This is a genomic window from Paraburkholderia flagellata (genome assembly GCF_021390645.1).
GTDB classification, from domain to species: Bacteria; Pseudomonadota; Gammaproteobacteria; order Burkholderiales; family Burkholderiaceae; genus Paraburkholderia; species Paraburkholderia flagellata.
In genome coordinates this window covers 1406509-1433177 of the sequence record NZ_JAJEJT010000001.1, presented here as the reverse complement: position 1 = coordinate 1433177, position 26669 = coordinate 1406509, and the positions used below count along the sequence as shown (strand labels likewise).

Below are 26669 nucleotides of genomic sequence, written 5' to 3'. Positions count from 1 at the left end.
TCCGCCACGGCTTACAACTCAACAAACTGCGATGCTGCAAAAACTGCGGCGCCGCCTGCCGCGTAGCACGCGGCAGGCGGGCTTACTGTACTTATTGCTGCTTTGCAGCAGCGACTTGCGCGGCCACTTCAGCAGCGAAGTCGTCCTGGCGCTTCTCGATGCCTTCGCCCACCACGAAGAGGGCGAACTTCTGCACCGTCGTGCCAGCAGCCTTGAGCATCTGCTCGATCGTCTGCTTGTCGTTCTTAACGAACGGCTGGTTCAGGAGCGAGACTTCCTTCAGGTACTTCTGAACCGAACCTTCAACCATCTTCGCGACGATCTCAGCCGGCTTGCCCGATTCGGCAGCCTTCTGCTCGGCGATGCTGCGCTCCTTGGCGATCAGGTCGGCCGGAACGTCGTCCGACGACAGCGAGACCGGCTTCATCGCGGCGATGTGCATCGCGACGTCCTTGCCCACTTGCTCGTCTGCACCCGTGTACTCGACCAGCACGCCGATACGCGTGCCGTGCAGGTATGCGGCCAGCTTGTTGGCGGTTTCGAAACGCGCGAAACGGCGGATCGAGAGGTTTTCACCGATCTTGCCGACGAGGGCGAGGCGCACTGCGTCGACCGTCGAGCCGTCCAGCGGCAGCGCCGAGAGAGCCGCGACGTCAGCCGGGTTTTGCGTGGCGACCAGTTCGGCGATCTTCTTCGAGAAGCCGATGAAGTCGTCGTTCTTCGAGACGAAGTCGGTTTCGCAGTTCAGTTCGACGATCGCACCAGCGTTGCCGCCGATGAACGAGGCGATCACGCCTTCAGCCGTCACGCGCGAAGCGGCCTTGCTGGCCTTGTTGCCGAGCTTCACGCGCAGCAACTCTTCAGCGCGCGCCAGGTCGCCGTCGGCTTCCGTCAGCGCCTTCTTGCATTCCATCATCGGCGCGTCGGTCTTCGCGCGCAGTTCTGCCACCATGCTTGCGGTAATTGCCGCCATCATTCGCTCCTTGAGTCTGTCTGGTACACGCCGCCCGCCTTTCGACGCGGCCGGCAGAAATTCGTTTCCGTTTCCGCCTGCGGTGAAACGCTTTTTTACAGCTGCTTCTACAGGGCTACGGTGCCGCTCATATGACGCGGCGACGAAAGTCGCGGCTTAAAAAAAAGGGGCCTATGGAAAGCCCCCTTTTCTTGCCGGACACGGGGCAGCTTACGCCTCCGAATTGACCTCGACGAACTCGTCGTCGCCGTCGTTGCCGCGTGCGGCTGCAACCACTTCGTTGACCGCGTTCGCACGGCCTTCGAGGATCGCGTCAGCCACGCCTTGCGTGTAGAGTGCAACGGCCTTGCTCGCGTCGTCGTTGCCCGGGATCACGTAATCGATGCCTTCCGGCGAGTGGTTCGTATCGACCACAGCGATCACGGGGATGCCCAGCTTGTTCGCTTCCGTCACGGCAATCTTGTGGTAGCCGACGTCGACCACGAAAATTGCGTCCGGAATGCCGCCCATGTCCTTCACGCCGCCGATCGACTTTTGCAGCTTGGCGATTTCACGTTCGAACAGGAGGGCTTCCTTCTTGCTCATCTTCTCGAGCTCGCCCGCTTCCACGGCTGCTTCCATGTCCTTCAGGCGCTTGATCGAAACCTTCAGCGTCTTGAAGTTGGTCAGCATGCCGCCGAGCCAGCGTGCGTTCACGAACGGCATACCTGCGCGATTTGCCTCTTCAGCAATCGTGTCGCGCGATTGACGCTTCGTGCCGACGAACAGGATCGTGCCGCGGTTCGCTGCCAGTTGACGCACGTACTTCAGCGCGTCGTTGTACATCGGCAGCGTCTTTTCGAGGTTGATGATGTGAATCTTGTTGCGATGGCCGAAAATGAAGGGGGCCATCTTCGGGTTCCAGAAGCGCGTCTGGTGACCGAAGTGGACACCGGCTTCCAGCATTTGGCGCATGGTAACTGCCATGTTTCAATTCTCCGCTAGGGTTTGGGTCTGAAGCCGGCTGCCGTATCGGTGCGCCCTCCTGGTTCCGGAGATCGACGCGCCCGACACCCTGGGTGCGCCGGCTTGCGAGTGTGCTGCCTGAAGAAGATGCTTCCGAATGTTCTTCGCGCACCCGCCAAAATTCGTCCTTGGCAAAGCGCTCCGCGGCAACGGCGGATTCAGCCGCTCTCCGGGAAACCCGGCACAAATCTCGAAAGTGAATTCGAAAGATATGGAAGCGACTTAGCCGATGAGTATAGCACGCAAGCTGCCCCTTACTCAAGACAGCTATTACCCGCGGAATACGGCGAGGGAGTCCGCGCCGGATCGCGACCCGCTATTTCAAAAGTCAGCGACCACCTGCATTAGGTGCGATAATTCAATATTCGACTGCATTTTCGGGCGCATACCATGGCCATTTCGATCAAGAACGAACAAGACATCGCGCAAATGCGCGTCGCATGCCGACTGGCGAGCGAGGTGCTCGATTACATCACGCCGTTCGTCACCGCCGGCGTGACGACGGGCGAACTCGATCGCCTGTGTCACGAATACATGACCAATGTGCAGGGCACGGTGCCCGCGCCGCTGAACTATCAGCCGCCCGGCTATCCGCCCTACCCGAAGGCGATCTGCACCTCCGTGAACGACGTGATCTGTCACGGTATTCCGGGCGACAAGGCGCTGAAGAACGGCGACGCGCTCAATATCGACATCACCGTCATCAAGGAAGGTTATTTCGGCGATACGAGCCGCATGTTCATCGTCGGCGAAGGCTCGATCCTCGCCAAGCGCCTCGTGCAGACGACGTACGAATGCATGTGGCTCGGCATCGACCAGGTGCGCCCCGGCGGCCATCTGGGCGACATCGGCCATGCCATCCAGCGCTACGCCGAAAGTCAGGGCTACAGCGTGGTGCGCGAATACTGCGGCCACGGCATCGGCACGGTGTTCCACGAAGACCCGCAGGTGCTGCACTACGGCCGCCCCGGCACGGGCATCGAACTCGTCCCCGGCATGATCTTCACCGTCGAGCCGATGATCAACGCCGGCCGCCGCGATATCCGCACCATGCCGGACCAATGGACCGTCAAGACGAAAGACCGCAGCCTCTCCGCGCAGTGGGAGCACACGGTGCTCGTGACCGAAACGGGCTACGAGGTCCTGACGGTCTCGGCGGGTACGCCCGCCAAGCCGGCCATCGTCGCGCAGATGGCGGGCACGGCGGCCTGATTGCCGTAAAAAGTGCCGGAAAGCGCTTCGCGGCGCGATCTGGCGCAAAATGGACGTGCTCGCAGAAGGCGTCCTGCGCCTCGGGTCCATATGCCCAACGCGAGCAGAGGCACTGCACGCGCACGCCGCCCGGCGCCAGCAGCACGACGGGCAGCCTGTCAGCAGCCTATATTGCAGCCGACGCACTAACCGACGAACACACGCGGCCGTCCGCCAAACGCGAGGCCGGCCGCGCGCACGGCCGGCCGCCCGCCCAACCACGCCAGACACGACCCGAGCCCATGAGCGTTCCCGCTGTCGCCGTTCCCGATACGTCGTCGCTGAAGTCCGACTACAAGGCCGCCAAGGCCCAATTGCTCGAGCGCTTCAAGACCGCGACCAATGTCGACTCGTTGATGCGCGCCCTTGCCCGCACCACCGACGACACTTTGCGCAACGCCTGGAGCCTGTGCGAGCTGCCGCCCACGCTGGCGCTCGTGGCCGTGGGCGGTTTCGGGCGCGGCGAGCTCGCGCCCTGGTCCGACGTCGACATCCTCGTCCTGCTGCCGGACGACGAGCCGCTCACGCCGCTCGAAGAACGCATCGAGCGGTTCATCGGCCTCGCGTGGGATCTCGGACTCGATATCGGCAGCAGCGTGCGCAGCGTCTCCCAATGCCTCGAAGAAGCCGCCAACGACGTCACCGTGCGCACGTCGCTCCTCGAGGCGCGCCGCATCACGGGCAGCGCGACACTCTTCGGCGACTTCGCGCAGCGTTATCGCGATGCCATGGACCCGCGCGCGTTCTTCCAGGCGAAAGTGCTCGAAATGCGCCAGCGCCATGCGCGCTTCCAGGACACGCCCTACTCGCTCGAACCCAACGTCAAGGAAAGTCCCGGCGGCCTGCGCGACCTGCAGCTGATCCTCTGGATCACCGAGGCCGCGGCCTTCGGCAGCAGCTGGAAGGAACTGGATCAGCGCGGTCTCATCACCGAGCGAGAGGCGCGCGAATTGCGCCGCAACGAGGCGTTTCTCAAGGCGCTGCGCGCGCGCCTGCATGTGATCGCGGGGCGCCGCCAGGACATTCTCGTGTTCGACCTGCAGACGGCCGTGGCCGAAAGCTTCGGCTACAAGGCAAGCAGCGCGCGGCGGGCGAGCGAGCAACTCATGCGCCGCTACTACTGGTCCGCGAAGGCGGTCACGCAGCTTTCCACCATCCTGATCCAGAACATCGAGGCGCAGCTCTTCCCGAGCACGAGCGGCATCACGCGCACGCTTTCGGAGCACTTCGTCGAGAAGCAAGGGATGCTGGAAATCGTCAGCGACGACGTGTTCGAACGCGAGCCGCATGCGATTCTCGAAGCGTTCCTGATTTATGAGCAGGTGCCGGGCGTGAAGGGCCTGTCGGCGCGCACCCTGCGCGCGCTCTACAACGCGCGCGAGACGATGGACCAGCGCTGGCGCCGCGACCCGGAGAACCGCCGGCTCTTCATGGAGATCCTCAAGCAGCCGGCCGGCATCACGCACGCCATGCGGCTCATGAACCAGACGAGCGTGCTCGGGCGCTATCTGCTGAATTTCCGCCGCATCGTCGGGCAGATGCAGCACGACCTCTATCACGTCTACACCGTCGACCAGCATATCCTGATGGTGTTGCGCAACATGCGCCGCTTCGCCGTGGCCGAGCATGCGCACGAGTATCCGTTCTGCAGCCAGCTCATCGCCAACTTCGAGCGCCCGTGGGTGCTCTACGTCGCGGCGCTGTTCCACGACATTGCCAAGGGCCGCGGCGGCGACCACTCGCAGCTCGGCATGGCCGACGCGCGGCGCTTCTGCCGCGAGCACGACATCACGGGCGACGACGCGGAGCTGGTCGTCTGGCTCGTGCAGCAGCATCTGACGATGAGCCAGGTCGCCCAGAAGCAGGACATCACCGACCCGGAGGTCGTGAAACGCTTCGCCGAACTCGTCGGCACGGAGCGGCGTCTTTCGGCGCTCTACCTGCTGACGGTCGCCGACATTCGCGGCACGAGCCCGAAGGTGTGGAACAACTGGAAGGGCAAGCTGCTCGAAGACCTCTACCGCTCGACACTCGCCGTGCTCGGCGGCGCCAAGCCCGACGCGCACTCGGAGCTCAAGACGCGCCAGGAGCTGGCGCTCGCGCTGCTGCGCCTCGAGACGGTGCCGGAGCACGCGCACCGCGCGCTCTGGGACAAGCTCGACGTGGGCTATTTCCTGCGCCACGACGCCGCCGACATCGCCTGGCAAACGCGCGTGCTCTACCGCCACGTCGAAGCGCCGGAGCCGGTCGTGCGCGCGCGCCCGTCGCCGATCGGCGAAGCGCTGCAGGTGCTCGTCTACGCGCAGGACCGCCCCGATCTGTTCGCGACGATGTGCGCGTACTTCGACCGCAGCGGACTTTCCGTGCTCGACGCACGCGTGAGCACTACGCGTCACGGCTACGCGCTCGATAACTTCATCGTCGCCCACACCGAGGGCGACGTACACTACCGCGATATCGCGAATCTCGTCGAACAGGAACTCGCGTCGCGCCTGAAAGCCACGGACAATGCGCTGCCGGAGCCGTCGAAGGGCCGCCTTTCGCGCCTGTCGCGCACCTTCCCGGTGACGCCGCGCGTCGACCTTCGGGCCGACGAGCGCGGCCAATACTACATCCTGTCCGTGTCGGCGAACGACCGGCCGGGCCTCCTCTATTCCATCGCGCGCGTGCTCGCGGAGCATCATGTCGGCGTCCATGCGGCGCGGATCAATACGCTCGGCGAACGTGTGGAAGACGTGTTTCTGCTAGACGGATCGGGACTTTCCGACAACCGCCAGCAGATTCACGTCGAAACCGAACTGCTGCGTGCGATCGCAGTGTGAATGACCCAAGCGAAATACCCAGATCCATGCGAGCCAAACTGACAGCCAAACATCCGCGCCCGACCACTCCGGAACGCGCCCCCGTCCGCCGCGGCAGTACGACCGCGCGTAAGCCGGTGCGGCCGGCGGAGGTGCGGCCGGAGTCGGCTGCAAAGACATCGGCGGGGAAGCCTGCGCGCAGCTCGGCCGACCGTACCGCGCCTCGCGCCGGCGACAAGCGCCCGGCACGGCCAGCCATGGCGCGTGAGCGTGACGGTTCGAGCCGTCCAGCGCGGCCCGCTCGCGAAGGCGGCTTCGGCGACGAGCGCCGCCCCGCCCGTCGCTCCGGCGATGAGTCGCGTGGATTTGCGCGCGGTCGTGACGAAGGCGGCGAGCGTCGCGTCGCGCGGCGCCCCGAAGGTGAGGACCGGCGGCCCTCGCGTGGTCGCGAGGAAGGTGGAGAGCGTCGCTTCACCCCCCGCCCTCAAGGTCAAGGCGACGACCGTCGCCCGCCGCGCAGCCGCGATGAAGGTGGCGCACGCCCCTTTGCGCGCCGCACCGAAGGCGATGACCGCCGTCCCCCGCGCAGCGGCGAAGAAGGTGGCGCACGTCCCTATGCGCGCCGCACCGAAGGCGAGGACCGCCGTCCCCCGCGTAACCGCGAAGAAGGTGGCGCACGTCCCTATGCGCGCCGCACCGAAGGCGAGGACCGCCGTCCCCCGCGCAGCCGCGAGGAAGGTGGTGCACGTCCCTTCGCACGCCGCTCCGAGGGCGATGACCGCCGTCCGCCGCGCAGCCGCGAGGAAGGTGGTGCACGCCCCTTCGCACGCCGCTCCGAGGGCGATGACCGCCGTCCGCCGCGTAGCCGCGAGGAAGGTGGTGCACGCCCCTTCGCACGCCGCACCGAAGGCGACGATCGACGCCCGCCGCGTGCCCGCGAGGAAGGTGGCGAGCGTCGCTTCGAGCGACGTACCGAAGGTGATGACCGTCGCCCGCCGCGCAGCCGCAGTGAAGGCAGCGAGGGACGCTTCGCCCGCCGCACGGACAGTGACGATCGCCGCCCGGCACGCACCCGCGACGAGGGAACGGAGCGCAGTTTCGCGCGCCCGGTGAAATCCGCCTGGAGTGACGCCCGTGAAGGCGCCGCGCCGCGCGCACGCCGCAGTGCCGAAGAAAGCGGCGGAGCCCGCAAGACGGCCCGCCCCGTCAAATCGGCCGAGAAGACCCCACGGCGTACCAGCGACGCCGAATCCGCACCGCGCCGCGCGCCGCGGGAGGAAGTCGACGGCGACAACACCCTGCGCCTGTCCAAGCGCATGTCCGAGTTGGGCCTGTGCTCGCGCCGTGAAGCCGACGAGTGGATCGAAAAAGGCTGGGTGTATGTGGACGGCGAAGTCGTCGACACGCTCGGCGCCAAGGTCACGCCGAATCAGCGCATCGAGGTCGATCCTGCCGCGCTCGCCGCACAGGCGCGCCAGGTGACGATCCTGCTCCACAAGCCCGTGGGCTATGTGTCGGGCCAGGCCGAGGACGGCTACGAGCCCGCCGCCGTGCTCGTCACCGGCGAAAATCATTGGGATGGCGACCACTCGGGGATCCGTTTTTCGGCTAAGCATCTCCGCACGCTCGCGCCGGCTGGCCGGCTCGACATCGACTCGACTGGCCTGCTCGTGCTGACCCAGGACGGCCGCGTGGCCAAGCAGTTGATCGGCGAGAGCTCGGACATCGACAAGGAATACCTCGTACGCGTTACCTACAACGACATCGAGACCGAAATCGATCAGCACTTCCCGGCCGAGTCGCTCGCGCAACTGCGCCACGGCCTGTCGCTCGACGACGTGCCGCTCAAGCCCGCGCAGGTGAGCTGGCAAAACGGCGAGCAGTTGCGTTTCGTGCTCCGCGAAGGCAAGAAGCGCCAGATCCGCCGTATGTGCGAACTGGTCGGCCTCAAGGTCGTGGGCCTCAAGCGCGTTCGCATGGGCCGCGTCCTGCTCGGCGCGCTGCCGCAAGGCCAATGGCGCTATCTGGCTGCCGACGAGGCGTTCTAACGCAGCAGCAGCGTCAAACGCCGCGTTACATGAAAAACGGGAGCCATCTGGCTCCCGTTTTTCATGATGCGTCGATCTTCAGTCGTCTCTGTTCGGGTCGAGTTCCGGAAACAGAACCTCGGTAAAGCCGAACTTCGAAAAGTCGGTAATACGCATGGGGTACAGCTTGCCGATCAGGTGGTCGCACTCGTGCTGGACGACCCGTGCGTGAAAGCCCTCCGCAACACGCTCAATGGGCGTGCCGTACTGATCGAAGCCGTCATAGCGGATCATCGAATAGCGGCTCACGGCGCCGCGCATGCCCGGCACCGAAAGACACCCCTCCCAGCCCTCTTCCATGTCGTGTGACAGAGGATGGATGACCGGATTGATGAGCACGGTTTGCGGCACGGCCGGCGCTTCGGGATAGCGCTCGTTCTGCTCGAAACCGAAGATCACCACCTGCAAGTCGACGCCGATCTGCGGGGCAGCCAGGCCCGCGCCGTTCGCCGCCTGCATGGTGTCGAACATATCGGCAATGAGTTCGTGCAGTTCCGGCGTATCGAAGTGATCGACGGGCCTGGCAATGCTGAGCAGGCGCGGATCGCCCATTCTGAGAATTTCGCGAATCATGTCGTTTGCCCCTCCAGGAGCTTGCGCATTCCTTCTTCGTCGAGCACCGGCACGCCGAGTTCCTCGGCTTTTGCGAGCTTGCTGCCCGCGTCGGCGCCCGCCACCACGTAATCGGTCTTCTTCGATACCGAGCCGGCCACTTTCGCGCCGGCCGCCTCCAGCATCTCCTTCGCCTCGTCGCGCGAGAGCGTGGGCAGCGTGCCGGTGAGCACCACCGTCTTGCCCGCCAGGACGCCCACCGGCGCCTTTGGCGCAGGCGGACCTTCCGCCCATGTTACTTTGCCCGGCGCGCGCAGTTGCTCGATCACCGTGCGGTTATGCTCTTCCGCAAAAAACTCGTGAATTGCGAGCGCGACGATCGGCCCCACATCGTTCACGTCGAGCAGTTCCTCGACCGACGCGCTCATGATCGGATCGAGCGAGCCAAAGTGCTTCGCGAGATCCTTGGCAGTCGACTCACCCACGTGCCGAATGCCGAGCGCGTAGATGAAGCGCGCAAGCGTCGTGGACTTGGCCTTGTCGAGCGAATCGAGCAGGTTCTGCGCCGATTTGTCGGCCATCCGATCGAGCTGCGCAAGCGTGCCGAAGCCGAGATTGAAAAGATCGGCCGGCGTGCGCACGAGGTTCTGGTCGACCAGCTGGTCGATGATCTTCTCGCCCAGGCCGTCGATATCGAGCGCACGGCGCTGGGCGAAGTGCCAGAGCGCCTGTTTGCGCTGCGCCGGACAGAAGAGGCCTCCCGTGCAGCGAGCGATCGCCTCGTCGGGCAGACGCTCGATGCGCGATCCACAGACCGGGCATTCGGTCGGCATCACGAACTCGTGGGCGTCGGCCGGACGGCGGTCCATGAGCGCACTGACCACCTCGGGAATCACGTCGCCGGCGCGCCGCACAATCACCGTATCGCCGATGCGGATGTCCTTGCGGCGCACTTCGTCTTCATTGTGCAGCGTGGCGTTGGTCACCGTCGCGCCGCCCACGAAGACGGGTTCGAGCCGCGCAACCGGCGTAATCGCGCCAGTACGGCCCACCTGCACGTCGATGGCCAGCAGCTTCGTGAGCGCTTCCTGGGCCGGGAACTTGTGCGCGAGCGCGAAGCGCGGCGCGCGCGAAACGAAGCCGAGCGCGTCCTGCTCGTCGCGGCGGTTCACCTTGTAGACCACGCCGTCGATGTCGTACGGCAGCCCATCGCGCTTCTCGCCCACCGCGCGGAAGAATTCGAGCAGACCTTGCGCGCCCTTCACGACCGCACGCTCGGCATTGACGGGCAGGCCCATTTCCGCGTACCAGTCGAGCAGTTCGCTATGGGTGGCCGGCATCGGCTCGCCCTCGAGCACGCCAATGCCGTAAGCGAAAAACGAGAGCGGCCGCTGCGCGGTGATCTTCGGATCGAGCTGACGCAGGCTGCCCGCCGCCGCGTTGCGCGGGTTCGCAAATTCCTTGTGACCGGCGTCGCGCTGGCGCTGGTTCATGCGCTCGAAGTCGCGGCGGAACATCAGCACCTCGCCGCGCACGTCGAGCACCTTCGGCACGCGCTTGCCCTTCAGGCGCAGTGGCAGCGAGCGGATCGTGCGCACGTTCTCCGTGACGTTTTCGCCGGTCGCGCCGTCGCCGCGCGTGGACGCCTGGACGAACACGCCATCGACATAGCGCAGCGAGATGGCGAGGCCGTCGAACTTGAGTTCGGCGGCGTATTCGACCGCGCCGATTTCGGCGCCCGCGATCTTGCCGAGCGCATCGGCCACCCGCTTGTCGAACGCGACGATGTCCTCGTCGGCAAAGCCGTTGTTGAGCGAAAGCATCGGCACGTCGTGCACCACGGGCTCGAAGCCCCCTGCGACCTCGCCGCCCACGCGCTGAGTGGGCGAATCGGGCGTGATGAGATCGGGATGCGCGGCCTCGATCTGCTGAAGTTCACCGAACAGCTTGTCGTATTCCGCGTCGGGCAACTCTGGCTGGTCGAGCACGTAGTAGGCGTGATTCGCGCGCTCGAGTTCGGCGCGCAACCACACCGCGCGCTGCGCAGCGGTGGCTTCTTCGGGAAGACGGGCGGGGGTACGGACCATGCCTTGGGCGACTCGCTGTTGGAAGTGATTTCGGACGTCAGATTATCTCAGGAAGCGGCGCGTGCCGCATCGGCTGAACGGCCAACTTCAGACCAACTTCGGGCCATCTTCGTGCGCCGCCGAACGGGCCTCCCCAAGCTCCTGTGCGAATGGCTAACGCTGCGTCCGTAGCATTGACGCCCGGAGCCGGCGATGCGAACTTGAATGCACCGCAACACGCGTGCCGGTAACGGCGCTCAAAAACCCATGACCGAACGCCAGGACCTGTGGGCCCCGACCACGCACCGCCCGCGCACAAAAAAAGGCGCGGCGCCCTTACGGCGCCGCGCCTTGTCTGCTGGACGGTTGCAGGCCTTCGGCGTTACTGGCTGAACAGTCGCCGCGTGGCCGGCGAGCCGGCCGGAATGCCGGCCTGCTCCAGCTTCGCGTAAAGCGTCATGAGCTGCTTGTCGATCGACTGCAGCACGGACTCCGGCAGTTGCCGCCGCTGGTCGTCCACTACGCGCCCGCCAATGCGCTCGGCAAGGGACTTCGCATAGTCGCACATGAGGCGGAACGGCAGGATGTCTTCGTCGGCCACGGGCACGTCGAGGATCAGCGTAATCAACTCGCCGCCCTTGTATGTGAGGTCGTCGCGCAGGAAGTTCGTGTCGCCGAACTGCAGCATGAACACGGGGCTCTGCTTCGCGTCGAGCTTCACGAAGCGCGTGCCGTCGCGCGAGAGCAGCAGGCCGTCCTGCGCAGCCACGGCCTGCACGTAGTTTGCCGACCACGGCGCGCCGTCCGACATCACGTTGATGGAAAGCTGCGCGTCGCATTGCGCCGCGAAGCCGTCCAGTTCGCGCGCCATCGCGACCGTTTCCATCATGTCCGGAAACTCGGGCGCAGCGTCGAGCGCGTCGGCAAACTGCTGCACGCCGGTCACGAATTCCGAGAACTCGAGTTCGTTGAGCGGGCCGTTGCGGTTCGCGAGTTGGGCAGCCGCGCGCAACTCTTCGTAGCGCACACCGCTTTGCAGCAGCTCCCAGCCGTCGCCCCCTTCGGGTTTGCCTTCGATGTGCACCGGCTTGCTGCCCGCGCGGCGCAACCGCTGTGCAAACGGGATCACGCGCTCGCCCGCCAGCGAAGCACCGAGCCGAATCGGCACGATACAGTCGATGCGCCGGTCGACCACGGCCGGCGGCGCCGAAGAGATCGTCGTGGCGGCCGGCATGACAGGCTCGATGCGCTCGGCTTCGTCGGCGTCGTCCTTCGCGGAATCCGGGGCAGCCGCGCTCGCGGCCGGCGTGGTTTCGCCGCGCTCCTGCGTCGCCGCTTCGTCCTCCGGAAAGCCGTTAGGTGTCGTCGTTTCCGCCTGGATGTCGGCCGGTGTGTCGAGCGGCGCCACGGTCCCGAAACCCGGCTCCACGCGCTCGGCTTCCGAGCCGCCCGCAAGCGATGGCTCGCGGCGCGACGGTGCATGCGCCGGTTCGATGAACGGGCTTTGTTCCTGGAACTCGTCGCGCTGCGGCGCCTCGACTGCCTCTTCGGGCATCGGGCGCGGCATGCGCCGGCGCACCCTCGCGCCCTGCCACGCGTTGTACACCACCACGCCCCCGACTACCACGGCGCCCGCGCCGATCAACCCGAGAGTCAACTCGTCCATGCATGCTCCATCAGCAATTCTTATTCGACGGCGCGCGCATTGTGCGCCCCGTTTCTCTGGCAAGCGCATTGCGCGCGGCGGCTGCCTTACCGTCGGCGCCGCCGGCCGCGCGACGCGCGCCGTCCGTTAGACCGTATAAATCGATTAGACCGTATTCTGGGCGAAACCCGCCGCAGTTTCCATGTCGACCGCGACGATGCGCGAAACGCCCTGCTCCTGCATCGTCACGCCAATGAGCTGCTGCGCCATCTCCATGGCGATCTTGTTGTGCGAAATGAACAGGAACTGTGTTTTGTCCGACATCGCGCGAACAAGGTTTGCGAAACGCTCGGTGTTCGCGTCGTCGAGCGGTGCGTCCACTTCGTCGAGCAGACAGAACGGCGCCGGGTTGAGCTGGAACATCGCGAACACGAGGGCCGTGGCAGTGAGCGCCTTCTCGCCGCCCGACAGCAGGTGAATCGTCGAATTCTTCTTGCCGGGCGGCTGCGCCATCACCTGCACGCCCGCGTCGAGAATCTCGTCGCCGGTCATGATGAGCTTCGCCTGGCCGCCACCGAAGAGGCGCGGGAACAGCTCGCCAAAATGACGGTTCACTTCGTCGAAGGTGCCCTGCAACAGCGTGCGCGTTTCCTGGTCGATCTTGCGGATCGCGTCTTCGAGCGTCTCGATTGCGCTCGTAAGGTCTGCCGACTGGGCGTCGAGGAAGGTCTTGCGCTCCTTCGCCGCGGCCAGCTCGTCGAGCGCCGCCATATTGACGGGCCCAAGCGCGGCGATCGCGTTGTTGATGCGTGTGACTTCGCCTTGCAGGTACGACGGCTTCATATCCGCCGTGAGCTTTTCCTGCAGCGCGGCCTCGTCTACGCCAGCCGCCTGAAGCTGCTCGACAAACTGCTCGCCATTCAGGCGGGCGGCCTGTTCCTTCAACTGAAGCTCGGTGATACGGTCGCGCAGCGGCTGCAGCGCGCGTTCCGCGGCGAGGCGCGTTTCGTCGGCGGCGCGCAGCTTTGCGGTCAGGTCGTCGAGTTCGGCGCGCGCCGCGCGCAGCGTGTCTTCCTTCTGCGCACGAATTTCCAGCGCGTCCTGCAGGCCCGTGTGCGCGGTCTGCTCGTTGATCGTTTCCAGCTCGGCGCGCGCGTCTTCGAGGGAGCCGGCCACGCGTTCGCTCTGCTCGTGCGCGACCTGGATGTTGCGCCTCAGCTCTTCGATGCGGTTCGCCATGTTACGCGCGGCAAAGCGCGCGTCGGCGGCGGCGCGCTCGAGGTCGCGCGCCTGGTTGCGCGCCGCGCCGAGCTCCTCGTCGAGTGCTTCGAACGCGAGCTGGTTGTCCTCGAAGCGGGCTTGCAGTTCAGCGAGTTCGGCGTCGTGGCGTTCGAAGTTCGCTTCCGACTCCGCACGCAGCGCACGCTGTTCTTCGATCTGCGTGCGAATCTCGTCCAGCTCTTCGCGGATCTGCGTACTGCGCGCCGTGTAGCGCTCATGCGCCTGCGTGAGCTTCAGCACATCCATCTGCAGGGCGTGCACGCGCTGGGTCGCGCGCTCGGCCTGCTGGCGGACGTCCGTGAGTATCTGCGCGGCTTGCGTGTGCGCGGCTTCCGCGCGCACGACAGCGGTGCGTGCCTCATCGGCGAGCAATGCTTGAGCGCGAACCTGGCGCTCGAGATTCTCGATCTCCTGCTGACGTGCGAGCATGCCCGCCTGCTCGGTGTCGGCGGCGTACAGCTGCACGCCCACGCGCGTCACCACGTGACCGGCCTTGACGACGAACGCGCCACTGCCTGGCAGTTGCGCGCGCAGGGCAAGCGCTTCGGCGAGATCGTTGGCAACGTAGGTCGAGCCGAGCCATTCGGTGAGCACGGCGCGCAGGCCCGCGTCGTCGATGCGCACGAGCGAAAGCAGCGGCGTGAGGCCCGCAGGCGCGGCGCTTGCCTCACCCGCAGCAGGCGGCGAATAGAACGCGAGCTTCGCCGGCGGCGCGTCGCTCGCGAATGCCTTCACCCAGTCGAGGTTCGACACTTCGAGCGCGGCGAGCCGTTCACGCAGCACGGCTTCGAGCGCCGTTTCCCAGCCCGCTTCGACATGCAGCTTTTTCCACAGCCGCGGCAATGCGCCCAGTTCGTGACGCTCGAGCCACGGCTGGATCTTGCCTTCGGTCTGCACGTTTTCCTGCAACTGCTTGAGTGCGGCGAGCCGGGCTTCGAACTGGTGGATCTGCGCGTTTTCGGCCTGCACGCGTTCATGCGCGGCGCGGCGCTGAGCGTCGAGGCGCGGCACCGTTTCCTGCGCATCCGCGAGACGCGCCTGCGCCTCGTGAAGCACTTCCTCCTGCTCGGCCAACTGCATGCGCAGTTCTTCGAGCTGGGCTTCGTCCGGCGCGTCGAGTCCGCCTTCCTCCGACTTCAGCCGCTCATGGCGTTGCTGAAGCTGCTGGAGCATCTGGTCGGCGTTGCGCTGGTGCGCCGCTTCAAGTTTGATGGACTGCTCGGTGCGCGCGATGCCCGCGCGCTCGTCATTCAGTTGCGCCTGTGCGTCGCGCCAGCGGTTTTCGAGCGCGGGCAGCGCTTCCTGCTTTGCCGCCGCATCTTCCTCCGCAAGCGCCGCCTTTTCCTCTGCGATCGCCAGTTGCTCTTCGGCGTCTTCAATGTCGTCCTGCGCCTTCTGCGCCTGGACTTGCCATTGTTCGCGCTGCGCCGTAAGCGCGGCGATTTGCGCCTGCACGCGGTTGCGCGACTCAACGATGAACTTGATCTCGGCTTCGAGACGGCTCACTTCGGCATTCGCTTCGTAGAGCGAGCCCTGCGCGCCCTGCATGGCGTCGCTTGCCGAGTAGTGGGCCACGCGCAGCGTTTCGAGTTGCGCTTCCACTTCGCGCAGCTGCGCGGTATGCCGCTCCAGGTCGATCTGCGCCTGCTCGATTGCGCGCTGCTGGCGTTGCTGTTCGCCCGCCGCCTCGTTCTTGCGCAGGAGCCACAGCAGGCGCTGCTTTTCCTCGCCCTCGCACTGCAGCTCGCGGAATTTCGTGGCGACGACTGCCTGGCCCTCGAGCTTTTCGAGGTTGTTGGACAGTTCGCGCACGATGTCCTCGACACGCGTGAGGTTTTCGCGCGTGTCGTGCAGGCGGTTCTCGGTCTCGCGGCGGCGTTCCTTGTATTTCGAAACGCCCGCGGCCTCTTCGAGGAACACGCGCAGCTCTTCGGGCTTCGCCTCGATGATCCGCGCAATCATGCCCTGCCCGATGATCGCGTAGGCGCGCGGTCCGAGGCCGGTCCCGAGGAAGATGTCCTGGATATCGCGCCGGCGCGCCGGCAGGTTGTTGATGTAGTAACTCGACGTGCCGTCACGCGTGAGCACGCGCTTCACGGCAATCTCGGCATACTGGCCCCACTGCCCGGCGGCGCGACCGTCCGCGTTGTCGAACACCAGTTCGACGCTCGCGCGGCTGCCCGGCTTGCGCGCGGTGGAACCGTTGAAGATGACGTCCTGCATCGACTCGCCGCGCAGCTCGGACGCCCGGGATTCACCCAGCACCCAGCGCACCGCGTCGATGATGTTGGATTTCCCACAGCCGTTCGGCCCGACCACCCCGACGAGTTGGCCCGGAACCTGGAAATGCGTGGGATCGACGAATGATTTGAAGCCAGCGAGTTTAATCGAGGTCAGACGCACGGCGATATCGCTGTTTGAATAATGGTGAACGGGACCGCCCGTGCCGTGCGTCGCTTGCCGCCGCGCATCCAGAATCGATCGCACGGCGGCGCAGTGCGCACAAGGCAGGCGCCACGGCTCGCCGCACGAACGCGCATGCGCGCGAGCGGTCGGCGGGAATCAGCGGCAATCATACCATCGCACGCGCGCCATTCCGCGCGCGGGAAGGCCCTGGACCCGAGCCGCTGCCTGCGTTGCCATCGCCGTTGCCGCCGCCGTTGCCATCATCGCCGCCGCGGTCGCTGCCGTCGGCGTCGTCCGCATCGTCGGTGCGGCTGGCGTCGGCGTGGGTCATGACGCTCGCGTCGGCGCTCACGTGCGCGCCGCTCTTGCGCGCGTCCTGCGCGCGGTGCACCCAGCTCGACAGCAGGGAAGCGAGCACGATACACGCGCCGCCCGCCCATTCGCGCGGACCCGGCGTTTCGCCCGCGAAGAGCCACGACGTGAGCGCTGTCACGACGATTTCGAACAGCATGATGATCGAGGCGCGGTTCGCCGGCACGCGGGCAAGCCCGTACTGAACGAGCATGTTGTTGGTGCCGAGCACGATGCCGAGCGCGAGCACCAGCAGCACGACACGCGCGAGATGTTCACCTGCCGGGGCGGCCGACATCGGCTCGAAGCAGGAGGTCAGCGCACCGAAGAGCGCCGCGCCCGCGAAGATCACGGCGGTGCGCATCTCCGGCTTCATATGCGGAAGCACGCGGCTCGTCTTCACGACGAGCACGTTGCTCATTGCGAAACCCATACCACCGATCAGACCCGCCCATTCGGCGGCGCTCGCGGGCAGCGGCACGCCGAGTTGCGGCGACCAGAGCATCAGCACCGCACCCAGGAGCGACAGCGCCGAGAGCGCGCCTCCCGCCCAGTTCAGGCGTTCGTGCAGGATGAAGTGCGCGAATATCGCCGTCCATGCCGGGGTCAGATAAAAGAGCAGCAGCACGCGCATCACTTCGCCGTGGATCGCACCCCACACGAAACCCACGTTGGTTACGCCCGCGGCAAGCCCGAGCATCGGCAGGACCCAGTGCCAGCGCACGGTCGCGAGCGAGCGCCAGCGCAGCACCAGGACGAAGAGGCAGCCGGCTGCGCTCGTTGCGGCGCTGGACGCCGTGCCGGTAAGCCCGGCGGCCGCCAGCATGCGCAGCGGATACCAGACAAAACCCCATACGGACGCGCCAATCATGATGGCGAGCGTCGGCCAGGCGGCGCGCAAGCCGATGCTCTGGCTCATTGCTCGCGTTTCCCTTGGGCCGGCCGCGCGTTCGCAGCACCGCAGTCGTGGTTCGAAACGTTGTTCGAATATTCCATGCTTTTCCTTTGTCTCGTCGTCCAGCTAGCAGCGGCTGCGCCAAGGCAGGATCTGGCCGGCGCCCGCAGCAGCAACGGCGCCACGCTATAATCCAACGCTTGCAGCTCCAAGGCCGCGCCTGCGTGTTTTTCGCCGAGCGCAGCGCAACCCGCCCGCTGGCCTGCCCGCAGTGGCCGCTCCAATCCTGCGCGCCACGCCGACCGTCTTTCGCCCACGCCTGTCCGACGCCCAAGTGAATCCGCTACTCGACACCCTTCAGTCCTATCCCTTCGAAAAGCTGCGCGTACTCTTCAAGGACGTCACGCCGAACGCCGGCCTGCGCCATATCAGCTTCGGGATCGGCGAGCCGAAACACCCCACTCCCGCGCTGATCCGCGACGCCATCGTGGCATCGCTCGACGGCCTCTCGTCGTACCCGGCCACGGCGGGCACCCCGGCGCTGCGCGAGTCGATTGCGAACTGGGTAAAGGCGCGCTACGGACTGCCGGCCATCGACGCGAACACGGAAATCCTGCCCGTCTCGGGGTCGCGTGAAGCATTGTTCGCGCTGGCGCAGGCGGTGATCGATCCGACAGCGGGCGTGAAAGACCCGGCAAAGCGGGCGATCGTACTCTGCCCGAACCCTTTCTACCAGATCTACGAAGGCGCCGCGCTGCTCGGCGGCGGCGAGCCGTATTTTGTGAACAGCGATCCGGCCCGCAACTTCGCCTGCGACTATTCGCAGGTTCCCGAAGAAGTCTGGGCGCGCACGCAGCTGCTGTATGTGTGCTCGCCGGGCAATCCCACGGGCGCCGTGATCACGCTCGACGACTGGCGCGAGCTGTTCGCGCTCTCCGACCGCTACGGCTTCGTGATCGCCTCGGATGAGTGCTACTCGGAAATCTATTTCGACGAAGCGAATCCGCCGCTCGGCGGTCTCGAAGCCGCGCACAAGCTGGGCCGCGGCTTCGAGCGCCTGGTTATGCTGTCGAGCCTTTCCAAGCGCTCGAACGCGCCGGGCATGCGCTCGGGCTTCGTGGCCGGGGACGCCGCCATCCTCAAGCAGTTCCTGCTGTACCGCACCTATCACGGCTCGGCCATGTCGCCGGTCTGGCAGTCCGCCAGCATTGCGGCCTGGGGCGACGAGGCGCACGTGCGCGAAAACCGCGCGAAATACGTGAAGAAGTTCTCGACCGTTACGCCCATGCTCGCCGACGTGCTCGACGTGAAATTGCCCGACGCCGCGTTCTACCTCTGGGCCAACGTCGCGCGCACCGACCTGACGGACACCGCGTTCGCCCAGCGTCTCTACGCCGACTATAATGTGACGGTTCTGCCCGGCTCGTTCCTCGCGCGCGAGGCGCATGGCACGAATCCGGGTAAAGACTTCGTCCGCATGGCGCTCGTCGCCGACGTCGAGGAGTGCATCGAGGGCGCGCAGCGCATCGTCGAGTTCTGCCGCTCGCTCAAACCGTAAAGCCTTTCTCGTGCGCGCCGGGGTCCCGCACCTCGCTGCGCGCAACACCGCTTTCAACCATCAATCTCACGAAATCACCACCATGTCGCAACAACTTCAGCAGATCATCGACACCGCCTGGGAAAACCGCGCCGACTTTTCGCCCAAATCGGCCCCGAACGACGTGCGCGAAGCCGTCGCCCACGTCATCGCCGAGCTGGACAAAGGCGCGCTGCGCTGCGCCGAGAAGAAGGACGGCGACTGGGTCGTCAACCAGTGGGTGAAGAAGGCCGTGCTGCTGTCGTTCCGTCTGGAAGACAACGCGCCGATGCCCGCGGGCGGCTACAGCCAGTTCTACGACAAGGTGCCCTCGAAGTTCGCCAACTACACGGCTGAAGACTTCGCCGCGGGCGGCTTCCGCGTGGTGCCGCCGGCGATCGCGCGCCGCGGTTCGTTCATCGCGAAGAACGTCGTGCTGATGCCGTCGTACACCAACATCGGCGCATATGTCGACGAAGGCACGATGGTCGACACGTGGGCCACGGTCGGTTCGTGCGCGCAGATCGGCAAGAACGTGCACCTCTCGGGCGGCGTGGGCATCGGCGGCGTGCTGGAGCCGCTGCAGGCCAACCCGGTCATCATCGAAGACAACTGCTTCATCGGTGCGCGCTCGGAAGTCGTGGAAGGCGTGATCGTCGAAGAGAACTCGGTGATCTCGATGGGCGTGTATCTCGGCCAGTCGACCAAGATTTACGACCGCGAAACCGGCGAAGTCTCGTATGGCCGCATTCCGGCGGGTTCGGTCGTGGTCGCGGGCAACCTGCCCTCGAAGGACGGCTCGCACAGCCTGTACTGCGCCGTGATCGTCAAGAAGGTGGACGCGAAGACGCGCGCCAAGGTCGGCCTGAACGAGCTGCTGCGAGGCGACTGATGGCGAAGTCTGCCAAGACCGTTGTCTACGGCATTCCGAACTGCGACACCGTGAAGAAGGCCCGCGTGTGGCTCGAAGAGCACGGCGTCGAGTTCGAGTTTCACGACTTCAAGAAGGCGGGCGTCTCGAATGCGCTCGTCCAGGACTGGCTCAAGGACGTGTCGCTCGATCAGCTGATCAACAAGCGCGGCACGACCTGGCGCGGCCTTTCGGAAGTGCACAAGGCCGAAGCCGACTCGACCGCCGGTGCGATTGCGCTGATGATCCACAAGCCGTCGATCATCAAGCGGCCCGTGGTCGTGGTGAACGGCCGCGTGAAGACGCTTGGCTTCTCCGCTGACCAGTACGCGGAGCTGTTCGCTTGAGCGCCGCATGAGACCGGCGCGCCTGATCTGCTCCCCGGCAGGTCGAGCGCACGCGGTCATGACAAGTTGTTGCCGGCCCCTGCTCCATCAGCGGCGCCGGCATTTTTATTGAAAGTGGTCTTTTTATGTCCGCCACCCTCGCCCTTACCGAAGCCCTGATCGCGCGCGCATCCGTCACGCCCGACGACCAGCACTGCCAGCGCATCATGACCGAACGCCTCAGCGCGCTCGGCTTCGCGTGCGAAACGATCGAATCCAACGGCGTGACGAACCTGTGGGCCGTCAAGCGCGGCACCGCGGGCACGCAAGGCCCGCTGCTCGCCTTCGCGGGCCACACTGACGTCGTGCCGACCGGCCCCATCGAACAATGGAGCTCGCCGCCGTTCCAGCCCTCGCACCGCGACGGCATTCTCTACGGCCGTGGCGCCGCCGACATGAAGACCTCGCTCGCGGCCTTCGTGGTGGCAAGCGAAGAGTTCGTGGCGGCGCATCCGCAGCATCGCGGCGCCATTGCGTTCCTCATCACGAGCGACGAGGAAGGCCCGGCGACCGACGGCACCGTGAAGGTCGTCGAGGCGCTCCAGGCGCGCGGCGAGAAGATGGACTACTGCATCGTCGGCGAGCCGACTTCGACGAATACGCTCGGCGACTGCGTGAAGAACGGCCGCCGCGGCTCGATGTCCGGCAAGCTCGTCGTGAAAGGCGTGCAGGGGCATATCGCCTATCCGCATCTCGCGAAGAACCCGGTGCATCTGCTGGCTCCCGCGCTCGCCGAACTCGTCGCCGAAAAGTGGGACGACGGCAACGAATACTTCCCGCCCACCACGTGGCAGGTGTCGAACATGCACAGCGGCACGGGCGCGAGCAACGTGATTCCTGGCCATGCCGACGTGATGTTCAACTTCCGTTTCTCGACCGCCAGCACGGTGGAAGGCCTGCAAAAGCGCGTGCACGCCATCCTCGACAAGCACGGCCTCGAATACGACCTGCACTGGAGCGTGAGCGGCCTGCCCTTCCTCACGCCGCGCGGCGCGCTCTCGAACGCGCTCGAAAAAGCGATTCACGACGAAACCGGCGTGAGCACCGAACTCTCGACCACGGGCGGCACGTCCGATGGCCGCTTCATCGCGCGCATGTGCGAGCAGGTGGTGGAGTTCGGCCCGCCCAACGCCAGCATCCACAAGATCGATGAGCATATCGAAGTGAAATTCATCGATCCGCTCAAGAACGTATATCGCCGCGTGCTCGAACAGCTGATCGCCTGACCGGCCAACCGCACACGCTCTGGAGTCCAGAACATGAACCATCCGCTAGCCGCTACCTTTGCCACCGTTCGCGACCTGCTGCGCTACGGTGTCTCGCGCTTTTCGGCCGCGCAACTCGCCTTCGGCCACGGCTCGAGCAACGCTTACGACGAAGCCGCGTACCTGATCCTGCACACGCTGCATTTGCCGCTCGACCTGCTCGACCCGTTTCTCGACGCGCGCCTCACGACCGAGGAAGTCGACAAGGTGCTCGGCGTGATCGAGCGCCGCGCGACCGACCGCGTGCCCGCCGCCTACATCACGCAGGAAGCGTGGATGCACGGCCTGCGCTTCTACGTGGATGAGCGCGTCATCGTGCCGCGCTCGTTCATCGGCGAGCTGCTCGCAGACGGCCTGCAGCCCTACGTGGAAGATCCTGAGCAGGTCACCGCGGTGCTTGAACTTTGCACCGGTTCGGCGAGCCTCGCGATTCTCGCGGCGCACGCATTCCCGAACGCCGACATCGACGCCGTCGATCTCTCCGCGCCCGCGCTCGAAGTGGCGAAGCGCAACGTGCACGAACACGATCTCGAGGAGCGCATCGCCCTCTTCGAAGGCGACCTGTACGCGCCGCTGCCCGAGCGCCGCTACGACGTGATCATCACGAACCCGCCGTATGTGAATGCCGATTCGATGCAGGCGTTGCCGCCCGAGTACCGCCACGAGCCGGAAATGGCGCTCGCGGGCGGCGCGGACGGCATGGACATCGTGCGCCGCATCGTCAAGGACGCACGCAACTGGCTCACCGACGACGGCGTGCTGGTGATCGAGATCGGCAACGAGCGCGAGAACGTGGAAGCGGCGTTCGGTGGCCTCGACCTCGTGTGGCTCTCGACGAGCGCCGGCGACGATCAGGTCTTTCTGATTCAGGCTTGCGACTTGCCGGTCTAACGGCCCAACGGTCTGACCGAACTGCGCGGACGAGCCGCGGTGCCCGTGCGCCGTGTCTCGCTGCGCGCAGGACTGGGACGATAGCCGTCGGCGCAGCGGGTTCGGTAAGATTGAGCCCTCCGGCCGTGCGCTTACCGGCGCGGGCCGGCCCTGCATCCGGTTGAAGGAGCGTCCCACGCATCTATGCGAATCGACTGGTCACACCTCGGCACGCTGCTCGCGATCATCCATGTGCTTGGGTTGATCGCGGCGTGCCACGCGATCCTGAACACGCGCACCTCCCAAGGCGCGATTGCCTGGGCCGTCTCGCTCGCGACGATGCCCTACCTCACGCTCGTCCCGTATCTCTTTCTTGGCCGCAGCAAGTTCGCGGGCTACGCCGACGCGAGGCGCCTGCGCAACGAAACTTTGCGCTCACGCGCCCACGCGCCGGATTGGGACAAGCTCGTATCCACCGGCGAATGGCCAGCCGACGAACTGGGCGTACGCGTAATCCGCACGTTCTCGCGCCTGGGCGGCATGCCGCTCGTGCCGGGCAATGCCGTGCGCACACTCGTGAATGGCGAAGCGACCTTCTCCGCCATCTTCGATGCGATCGAACGCGCCCAGCACTATGTGATCGTGCAGTTCTTCATCGTGCGCGCCGACGCGCTCGGCGACATGCTCAAGGACGTGCTGATCGACTGCAGCAAACGCGGCGTGCGGGTGTACTTCCTGTACGACAGCATCGGCTCGTTCGACCTGCCCGCGAGCTACGTGCACGAATTGCAGGACGTTGGCGTGGAAGTGCACCCGTTCTCGACGAAGCGCCACTTCGTCAACCGCTTCCAGCTCAACTTCCGTAACCACCGCAAAATTGTCGTAGTGGACGGTCAGCACGCGTTCGTGGGCGGCCACAACGTGGGCATCGAATACCTGGGCGCGAATGCGCGCCTCTCGCCCTGGCGCGATACGCATATCGAACTGCGCGGACCGGCGGTCGCCAACGTGCAGTTCGCCTTCACCGAAGACTGGTACTGGGCCACCCAGCAACTTCCTGGCTGCGAGCCGCCCAACGTCGTGCCACGTGAAGGCGACGACATGTATTGCCTCGTCTTGCCCACGGGTCCGGCTGACCGCCAGGAAACCTGCTCGCTCTTCTTCGTCGAGGCGATCAACGCCGCGAAAAAACGCCTGTGGATCACCACGCCCTACCTCGTGCCCGACGAAGCCGTGTTCTCGGCGCTGCGCCTCGCGGCGCTGCGCGGCGTGGACGTGCGCATCATGATTCCGAGCCGGCGAGACCATTACGTGGTGTTCGAGGCGTCCATGCTGTACGCCTTCGATGCGGTGCGCGCGGGCATCCGGATCTTCCGCTACAAACCGGGCTTTTTGCACCAGAAGGTCGTGCTGATTGACGACGTGGCTGCAGCCATCGGCAGCGCAAATCTCGACAACCGGTCATTTCGCCTGAACTTCGAGATCATGGTGCTGACGGTGCATCGCGGCTTCGCGGCTGAAGTCGAAGCAATGCTGCTGCGCGACTTCGAAGAGACGTTCGAGATCGACCGCAGCGAGTACCGCGACGCGCCCGCGTGGCGCAAGATCACGATGCACCTCGCGCGGCTCTTCGCGCCGATTCTGTAACGCGCGCCGTTGCCGCCAGCCGGTGCTCAGAGCTGCTTTTCGATGTCCGCCGCAATGGCCTCAGGCTTCGTCACGGGCGCGTAGCGCTTCACCACGCTGCCGTTGCGGTCGACCAGAAACTTCGTGAAGTTCCACTTGATGCCTTCGAGCCCGAGGAGCCCCGGCGCCTCGCCCGTGAGCCAGCGATACAGCGGGTGCGCATTCGCCCCGTTCACGTCAATCTTCTCGAACATCGGAAACGTGACGCCGTAGTTCTTCTCGCAGAAGCTGCCGATCTGCGCGGCGTCGCCGGGTTCCTGCTTGCCGAACTGGTTGCAAGGAAAGCCGAGCACCGCGAGCCCGCGCGCCGCGTACTGGTCGTAGAGCTTTTGCAGGCCCGCGTACTGCGGCGTGAATCCGCACTCGCTCGCGGTGTTGACGATCAGGAGCACCTTGCCCGTATAGCGCTCGAGGCTCACCGGCTGGCCGCTGCCGAGCGGTTGCGCCGAAAACGAATAGATCGATGTCATCTGGCTCTCCCGTGGAAAAGCGCCAGTCTACGTGAGAAAACGTGCAATTAGCACTCGACCAAACGGCTAGTCGTTCGGCCAATGCCGGCCCAAGCGCGCCCAGGCTGCGCGCCCCAGTCTAAAATAGCGCTTTCTTTCGTTTTCTTCCCGCCGGCGCCGTCGTGATCCGCTTCAATCAATTCAGTCTTGCTCGCGGCACCAAGCCGCTTTTCGAACAGACCTCGTTCACGCTGAACCCCGGCGAAAAGGTCGGTCTCATCGGCGCGAACGGCGCGGGCAAATCGACCCTGTTCGCCGTGCTGCGCGGCGAACTGCACGCGGACGCCGGCGACTTCTCGCTGCCGCCGTCCTGGCGCATCGCGCACGTCGCGCAGGAAACTCCGGCGGTCGACCGCACCGCGCTCGACTACGCGCTCGACGGTGACGCCGCGCTGCGTGAAATCGAGGCCCGCATCGCCGCAGCTTCGGCCACGCACGACGGTGCGGCCGAAGCCGAAGCGCACGGCGCTTTCGCCGACGCCGACGGCTACACGGCCCCCGCGCGCGCCGAAGCGCTGCTGCTCGGCCTCGGCTTCACGCTCGAGCAAACGCGCCAGCCCGTGGCGAGCTTTTCGGGCGGCTGGCGCATGCGTCTGAACCTCGCGCAGGCGCTCATGTGCCGCTCCGACCTGCTGCTGCTCGACGAGCCCACGAACCACCTGGATCTGGACGCGATCGTCTGGCTCGAAGACTGGCTGCACCGCTATCCCGGCACGCTCGTCGTGATTTCGCACGACCGCGAATTTCTCGATTCGATCTGCAACGTCACACTGCATCTGGAAAACCAGCAAATCAAGCGTTACGGCGGCAATTACTCGCAGTTCGAGATCCTGCGCGCGCAGCAACTTGCGCTCCAGCAAAGCGCGTACGAAAAGCAGCAGCGAACCGTCGCGCACCTGCAAAGCTTCATCGACCGCTTCAAGGCCAAGGCCACCAAGGCGCGCCAGGCGCAAAGCCGTGTGAAGGCACTGGAAAAGATGGAGCTGATCGCGCCCGCGCACGCGAGTTCGCCATTCACATTCGAGTTCCGCACTCCCGACTCCGCGCCAAACCCCATGCTCGTGATGGAAGACGTGCGCTGCGGCTATCGGGCCGACGACGGCGGCGAAACCCCCATCGTCGAACGCGTGACGCTCTCGATCCAGAACGGCCAGCGTATCGGCCTGCTCGGCGCGAACGGCCAGGGCAAATCCACGCTCATCAAGACGCTCGCGGGCACGCTCCTGGCGCTTTCCGGCGAACTGCACACGGGCAAGGGCCTGCAGATCGGCTACTTCGCGCAGCATCAGCTCGAAACGCTGCGCCCCGACGACTCGCCGCTCCAGCATCTCGCGCGCCTCGCGCCCGACACACGCGAGCAGGAACTGCGCGACTTCCTCGGCGGCTTCAACTTCCCCGGCGAGATGGCCACGGCGCCCATCGCACCCTTCTCGGGCGGCGAGAAGGCGCGCCTCGCGCTCGCGCTCATCATCTGGCAAAAGCCCAACCTGCTGCTGCTCGACGAGCCGACCAACCACCTCGACCTCGAAACGCGCCACGCGCTCACCATGGCGCTCGCCCAGTTCGAAGGCACTCTGATCCTCGTCTCGCACGATCGGCATTTGCTGCGCGCCACGACCGATCAATTCATGCTGGTGGCGAAGCATCGTCTGCAACCGTTCGACGGCGACCTCGACGACTACCGCGACTGGCTGCTCCAGCATGCAGCCGAGCAGCGCGCGGCGCTCAAGGAAGCCGCTTCCGGCACGGCGGATGCGGCGAATGGCGCAAATGCTGGCGACAGCGTCAATCGCAAGGAACAGCGGCGCCAGGAGGCGGAGCAGCGCCAGAAGGTTGCGCACCTGAAGAAGCCGTTACAGGCGAAAATCGGCAAGATCGAAAAGGAAATGGATGCGCTCAACGGCGAAAAGAGCACGCTCGACGCGTTCGTCGCCGACCCGGCGAGCTACGAGCCAGAGCAGAAGACCCGTTTGACCGAAGCGATTCGCCGCCAGGCCGAAGTTGCCTCGCGCCTCGAAACGCTCGAAGCCGAATGGCTCGATGCGCACGAGGAACTCGAGCAGATCGGCTAGCGCAGCTTAATATCGCAACTGCGGTCGCCACCGCGCCACCATTGCGCCGCTAACCGCGCTTTTCGCCAGGAATATTCGCCAG

General features: G+C 65.6%; 18 protein-coding genes. 10 read left to right on the top strand and 8 right to left on the bottom strand.

What is annotated here, in order from left to right; translation table 11 throughout:
- Positions 1 to 91: 91 nt before the first annotated feature.
- Both tsf and rpsB read right to left on the bottom strand, forming a co-directional pair.
- Entirely contained in the window at positions 92 to 973 is an 882-nt protein-coding gene (gene tsf, locus L0U83_RS06250) for a translation elongation factor Ts (RefSeq protein WP_233881419.1), read from the bottom strand.
- A 210-nt stretch (positions 974 to 1183) separates the two neighbouring features.
- Entirely contained in the window at positions 1184 to 1939 is a 756-nt protein-coding gene (rpsB, locus tag L0U83_RS06245) for a 30S ribosomal protein S2 (RefSeq protein WP_233881418.1), read from the bottom strand.
- Between the two features lie 429 nt (positions 1940 to 2368).
- Here rpsB and map point away from each other — a divergent pair, with 429 nt between their 5' ends.
- The 3 genes from map to L0U83_RS06230 all read left to right on the top strand — a co-directional run bounded on the left by map (position 2369) and on the right by L0U83_RS06230 (position 8078).
- Positions 2369 to 3190 (top strand): type I methionyl aminopeptidase, encoded by an 822-nt coding sequence (map, locus tag L0U83_RS06240; RefSeq protein WP_069265615.1) that lies wholly within the window; start codon positions 2369 to 2371, stop codon positions 3188 to 3190.
- Positions 3191 to 3471: 281 nt separating this feature from the next.
- On the top strand, positions 3472 to 6051 hold the full coding sequence (locus L0U83_RS06235; protein WP_233881417.1) for a [protein-PII] uridylyltransferase: 2580 nt from the start codon (positions 3472 to 3474) through the stop codon (positions 6049 to 6051).
- A gap of 236 nt (positions 6052 to 6287) precedes the next feature.
- Positions 6288 to 8078, top strand: a complete 1791-nt coding sequence (locus tag L0U83_RS06230; protein WP_308445023.1) for a pseudouridine synthase — start codon at positions 6288 to 6290, stop codon at positions 8076 to 8078.
- Positions 8079 to 8156: 78 nt separating this feature from the next.
- On the opposite strand, the gene def is transcribed toward L0U83_RS06230, so the two are convergent.
- The 5 genes from def to L0U83_RS06205 form a co-directional block, all read right to left on the bottom strand.
- Positions 8157 to 8690 carry a peptide deformylase gene (gene def, locus L0U83_RS06225; RefSeq protein ID WP_233881415.1) on the bottom strand — a complete coding sequence of 178 codons (534 nt, stop codon included), beginning with the start codon at positions 8688 to 8690 and terminating at the stop codon, positions 8157 to 8159.
- Positions 8687 to 10756: an NAD-dependent DNA ligase LigA gene (gene ligA / locus L0U83_RS06220; protein ID WP_233881414.1), complete on the bottom strand. Its 2070-nt coding sequence runs from the start codon at positions 10754 to 10756 to the stop codon at positions 8687 to 8689. The genes def and ligA overlap by 4 nt, the downstream gene beginning before the upstream one ends.
- A gap of 361 nt (positions 10757 to 11117) precedes the next feature.
- A complete protein-coding gene (locus L0U83_RS06215; protein ID WP_233881413.1) occupies positions 11118 to 12401 on the bottom strand; it encodes a cell division protein ZipA C-terminal FtsZ-binding domain-containing protein in 1284 nt (427 codons plus the stop codon).
- A gap of 144 nt (positions 12402 to 12545) precedes the next feature.
- Entirely contained in the window at positions 12546 to 16064 is a 3519-nt protein-coding gene (gene smc, locus L0U83_RS06210) for a chromosome segregation protein SMC (RefSeq protein ID WP_233883755.1), read from the bottom strand.
- Positions 16065 to 16233: 169 nt separating this feature from the next.
- Positions 16234 to 17337 (bottom strand): DMT family transporter, encoded by a 1104-nt coding sequence (locus tag L0U83_RS06205; protein ID WP_233881412.1) that lies wholly within the window; start codon positions 17335 to 17337, stop codon positions 16234 to 16236.
- A 310-nt stretch (positions 17338 to 17647) separates the two neighbouring features.
- Between L0U83_RS06205 and dapC the strand changes: the two genes are divergently transcribed.
- The 6 genes from dapC to cls all read left to right on the top strand — a co-directional run bounded on the left by dapC (position 17648) and on the right by cls (position 23967).
- Positions 17648 to 18871, top strand: coding sequence for a succinyldiaminopimelate transaminase (gene dapC / locus L0U83_RS06200; RefSeq protein WP_373321044.1), 1224 nt, complete (start codon positions 17648 to 17650; stop codon positions 18869 to 18871).
- An 82-nt stretch (positions 18872 to 18953) separates the two neighbouring features.
- Positions 18954 to 19781 carry a 2,3,4,5-tetrahydropyridine-2,6-dicarboxylate N-succinyltransferase gene (dapD, locus tag L0U83_RS06195; RefSeq protein WP_028204072.1) on the top strand — a complete coding sequence of 276 codons (828 nt, stop codon included), beginning with the start codon at positions 18954 to 18956 and terminating at the stop codon, positions 19779 to 19781.
- Positions 19781 to 20146, top strand: a complete 366-nt coding sequence (locus L0U83_RS06190; protein WP_233881411.1) for an ArsC family reductase — start codon at positions 19781 to 19783, stop codon at positions 20144 to 20146. Before dapD ends, L0U83_RS06190 begins: the two co-directional genes overlap by 1 nt.
- A 125-nt stretch (positions 20147 to 20271) precedes the next feature.
- Positions 20272 to 21411 carry a succinyl-diaminopimelate desuccinylase gene (gene dapE / locus L0U83_RS06185; RefSeq protein WP_233881410.1) on the top strand — a complete coding sequence of 380 codons (1140 nt, stop codon included), beginning with the start codon at positions 20272 to 20274 and terminating at the stop codon, positions 21409 to 21411.
- Positions 21412 to 21444: 33 nt separating this feature from the next.
- On the top strand, positions 21445 to 22341 hold the full coding sequence (gene prmB / locus L0U83_RS06180; protein ID WP_233881409.1) for a 50S ribosomal protein L3 N(5)-glutamine methyltransferase: 897 nt from the start codon (positions 21445 to 21447) through the stop codon (positions 22339 to 22341).
- Between the two features lie 183 nt (positions 22342 to 22524).
- Entirely contained in the window at positions 22525 to 23967 is a 1443-nt protein-coding gene (gene cls, locus L0U83_RS06175) for a cardiolipin synthase (RefSeq protein WP_233881408.1), read from the top strand.
- Between the two features lie 26 nt (positions 23968 to 23993).
- Here the strand turns inward: cls and L0U83_RS06170 are convergent, their stop codons facing one another.
- Positions 23994 to 24476: a glutathione peroxidase gene (locus L0U83_RS06170; protein ID WP_233881407.1), complete on the bottom strand. Its 483-nt coding sequence runs from the start codon at positions 24474 to 24476 to the stop codon at positions 23994 to 23996.
- Between the two features lie 161 nt (positions 24477 to 24637).
- Here L0U83_RS06170 and L0U83_RS06165 point away from each other — a divergent pair, with 161 nt between their 5' ends.
- Positions 24638 to 26587 (top strand): ATP-binding cassette domain-containing protein, encoded by a 1950-nt coding sequence (locus L0U83_RS06165; RefSeq protein WP_233881406.1) that lies wholly within the window; start codon positions 24638 to 24640, stop codon positions 26585 to 26587.
- Positions 26588 to 26669: the final 82 nt, after the last annotated feature.

Excerpts from the sequence above, each read along its gene's own strand:
- tsf (WP_233881419.1), bottom strand. The coding sequence starts at position 973 with ATGGCGGCAATTACCGCAAGCATGGTGGCAGAACTGCGCGCGAAGACC.
- rpsB (WP_233881418.1), bottom strand. The coding sequence starts at position 1,939 with ATGGCAGTTACCATGCGCCAAATGCTGGAAGCCGGTGTCCACTTCGGT.
- map (WP_069265615.1), top strand. The coding sequence starts at position 2,369 with ATGGCCATTTCGATCAAGAACGAACAAGACATCGCGCAAATGCGCGTC.
- L0U83_RS06235 (WP_233881417.1), top strand. The coding sequence starts at position 3,472 with ATGAGCGTTCCCGCTGTCGCCGTTCCCGATACGTCGTCGCTGAAGTCC.
- L0U83_RS06230 (WP_308445023.1), top strand. The coding sequence starts at position 6,288 with ATGGCGCGTGAGCGTGACGGTTCGAGCCGTCCAGCGCGGCCCGCTCGC.
- def (WP_233881415.1), bottom strand. The coding sequence starts at position 8,690 with ATGATTCGCGAAATTCTCAGAATGGGCGATCCGCGCCTGCTCAGCATT.
- ligA (WP_233881414.1), bottom strand. The coding sequence starts at position 10,756 with ATGGTCCGTACCCCCGCCCGTCTTCCCGAAGAAGCCACCGCTGCGCAG.
- L0U83_RS06215 (WP_233881413.1), bottom strand. The coding sequence starts at position 12,401 with ATGGACGAGTTGACTCTCGGGTTGATCGGCGCGGGCGCCGTGGTAGTC.
- L0U83_RS06205 (WP_233881412.1), bottom strand. The coding sequence starts at position 17,337 with ATGAGCCAGAGCATCGGCTTGCGCGCCGCCTGGCCGACGCTCGCCATC.
- dapD (WP_028204072.1), top strand. The coding sequence starts at position 18,954 with ATGTCGCAACAACTTCAGCAGATCATCGACACCGCCTGGGAAAACCGC.
- L0U83_RS06190 (WP_233881411.1), top strand. The coding sequence starts at position 19,781 with ATGGCGAAGTCTGCCAAGACCGTTGTCTACGGCATTCCGAACTGCGAC.
- dapE (WP_233881410.1), top strand. The coding sequence starts at position 20,272 with ATGTCCGCCACCCTCGCCCTTACCGAAGCCCTGATCGCGCGCGCATCC.
- prmB (WP_233881409.1), top strand. The coding sequence starts at position 21,445 with ATGAACCATCCGCTAGCCGCTACCTTTGCCACCGTTCGCGACCTGCTG.
- cls (WP_233881408.1), top strand. The coding sequence starts at position 22,525 with ATGCGAATCGACTGGTCACACCTCGGCACGCTGCTCGCGATCATCCAT.
- L0U83_RS06170 (WP_233881407.1), bottom strand. The coding sequence starts at position 24,476 with ATGACATCGATCTATTCGTTTTCGGCGCAACCGCTCGGCAGCGGCCAG.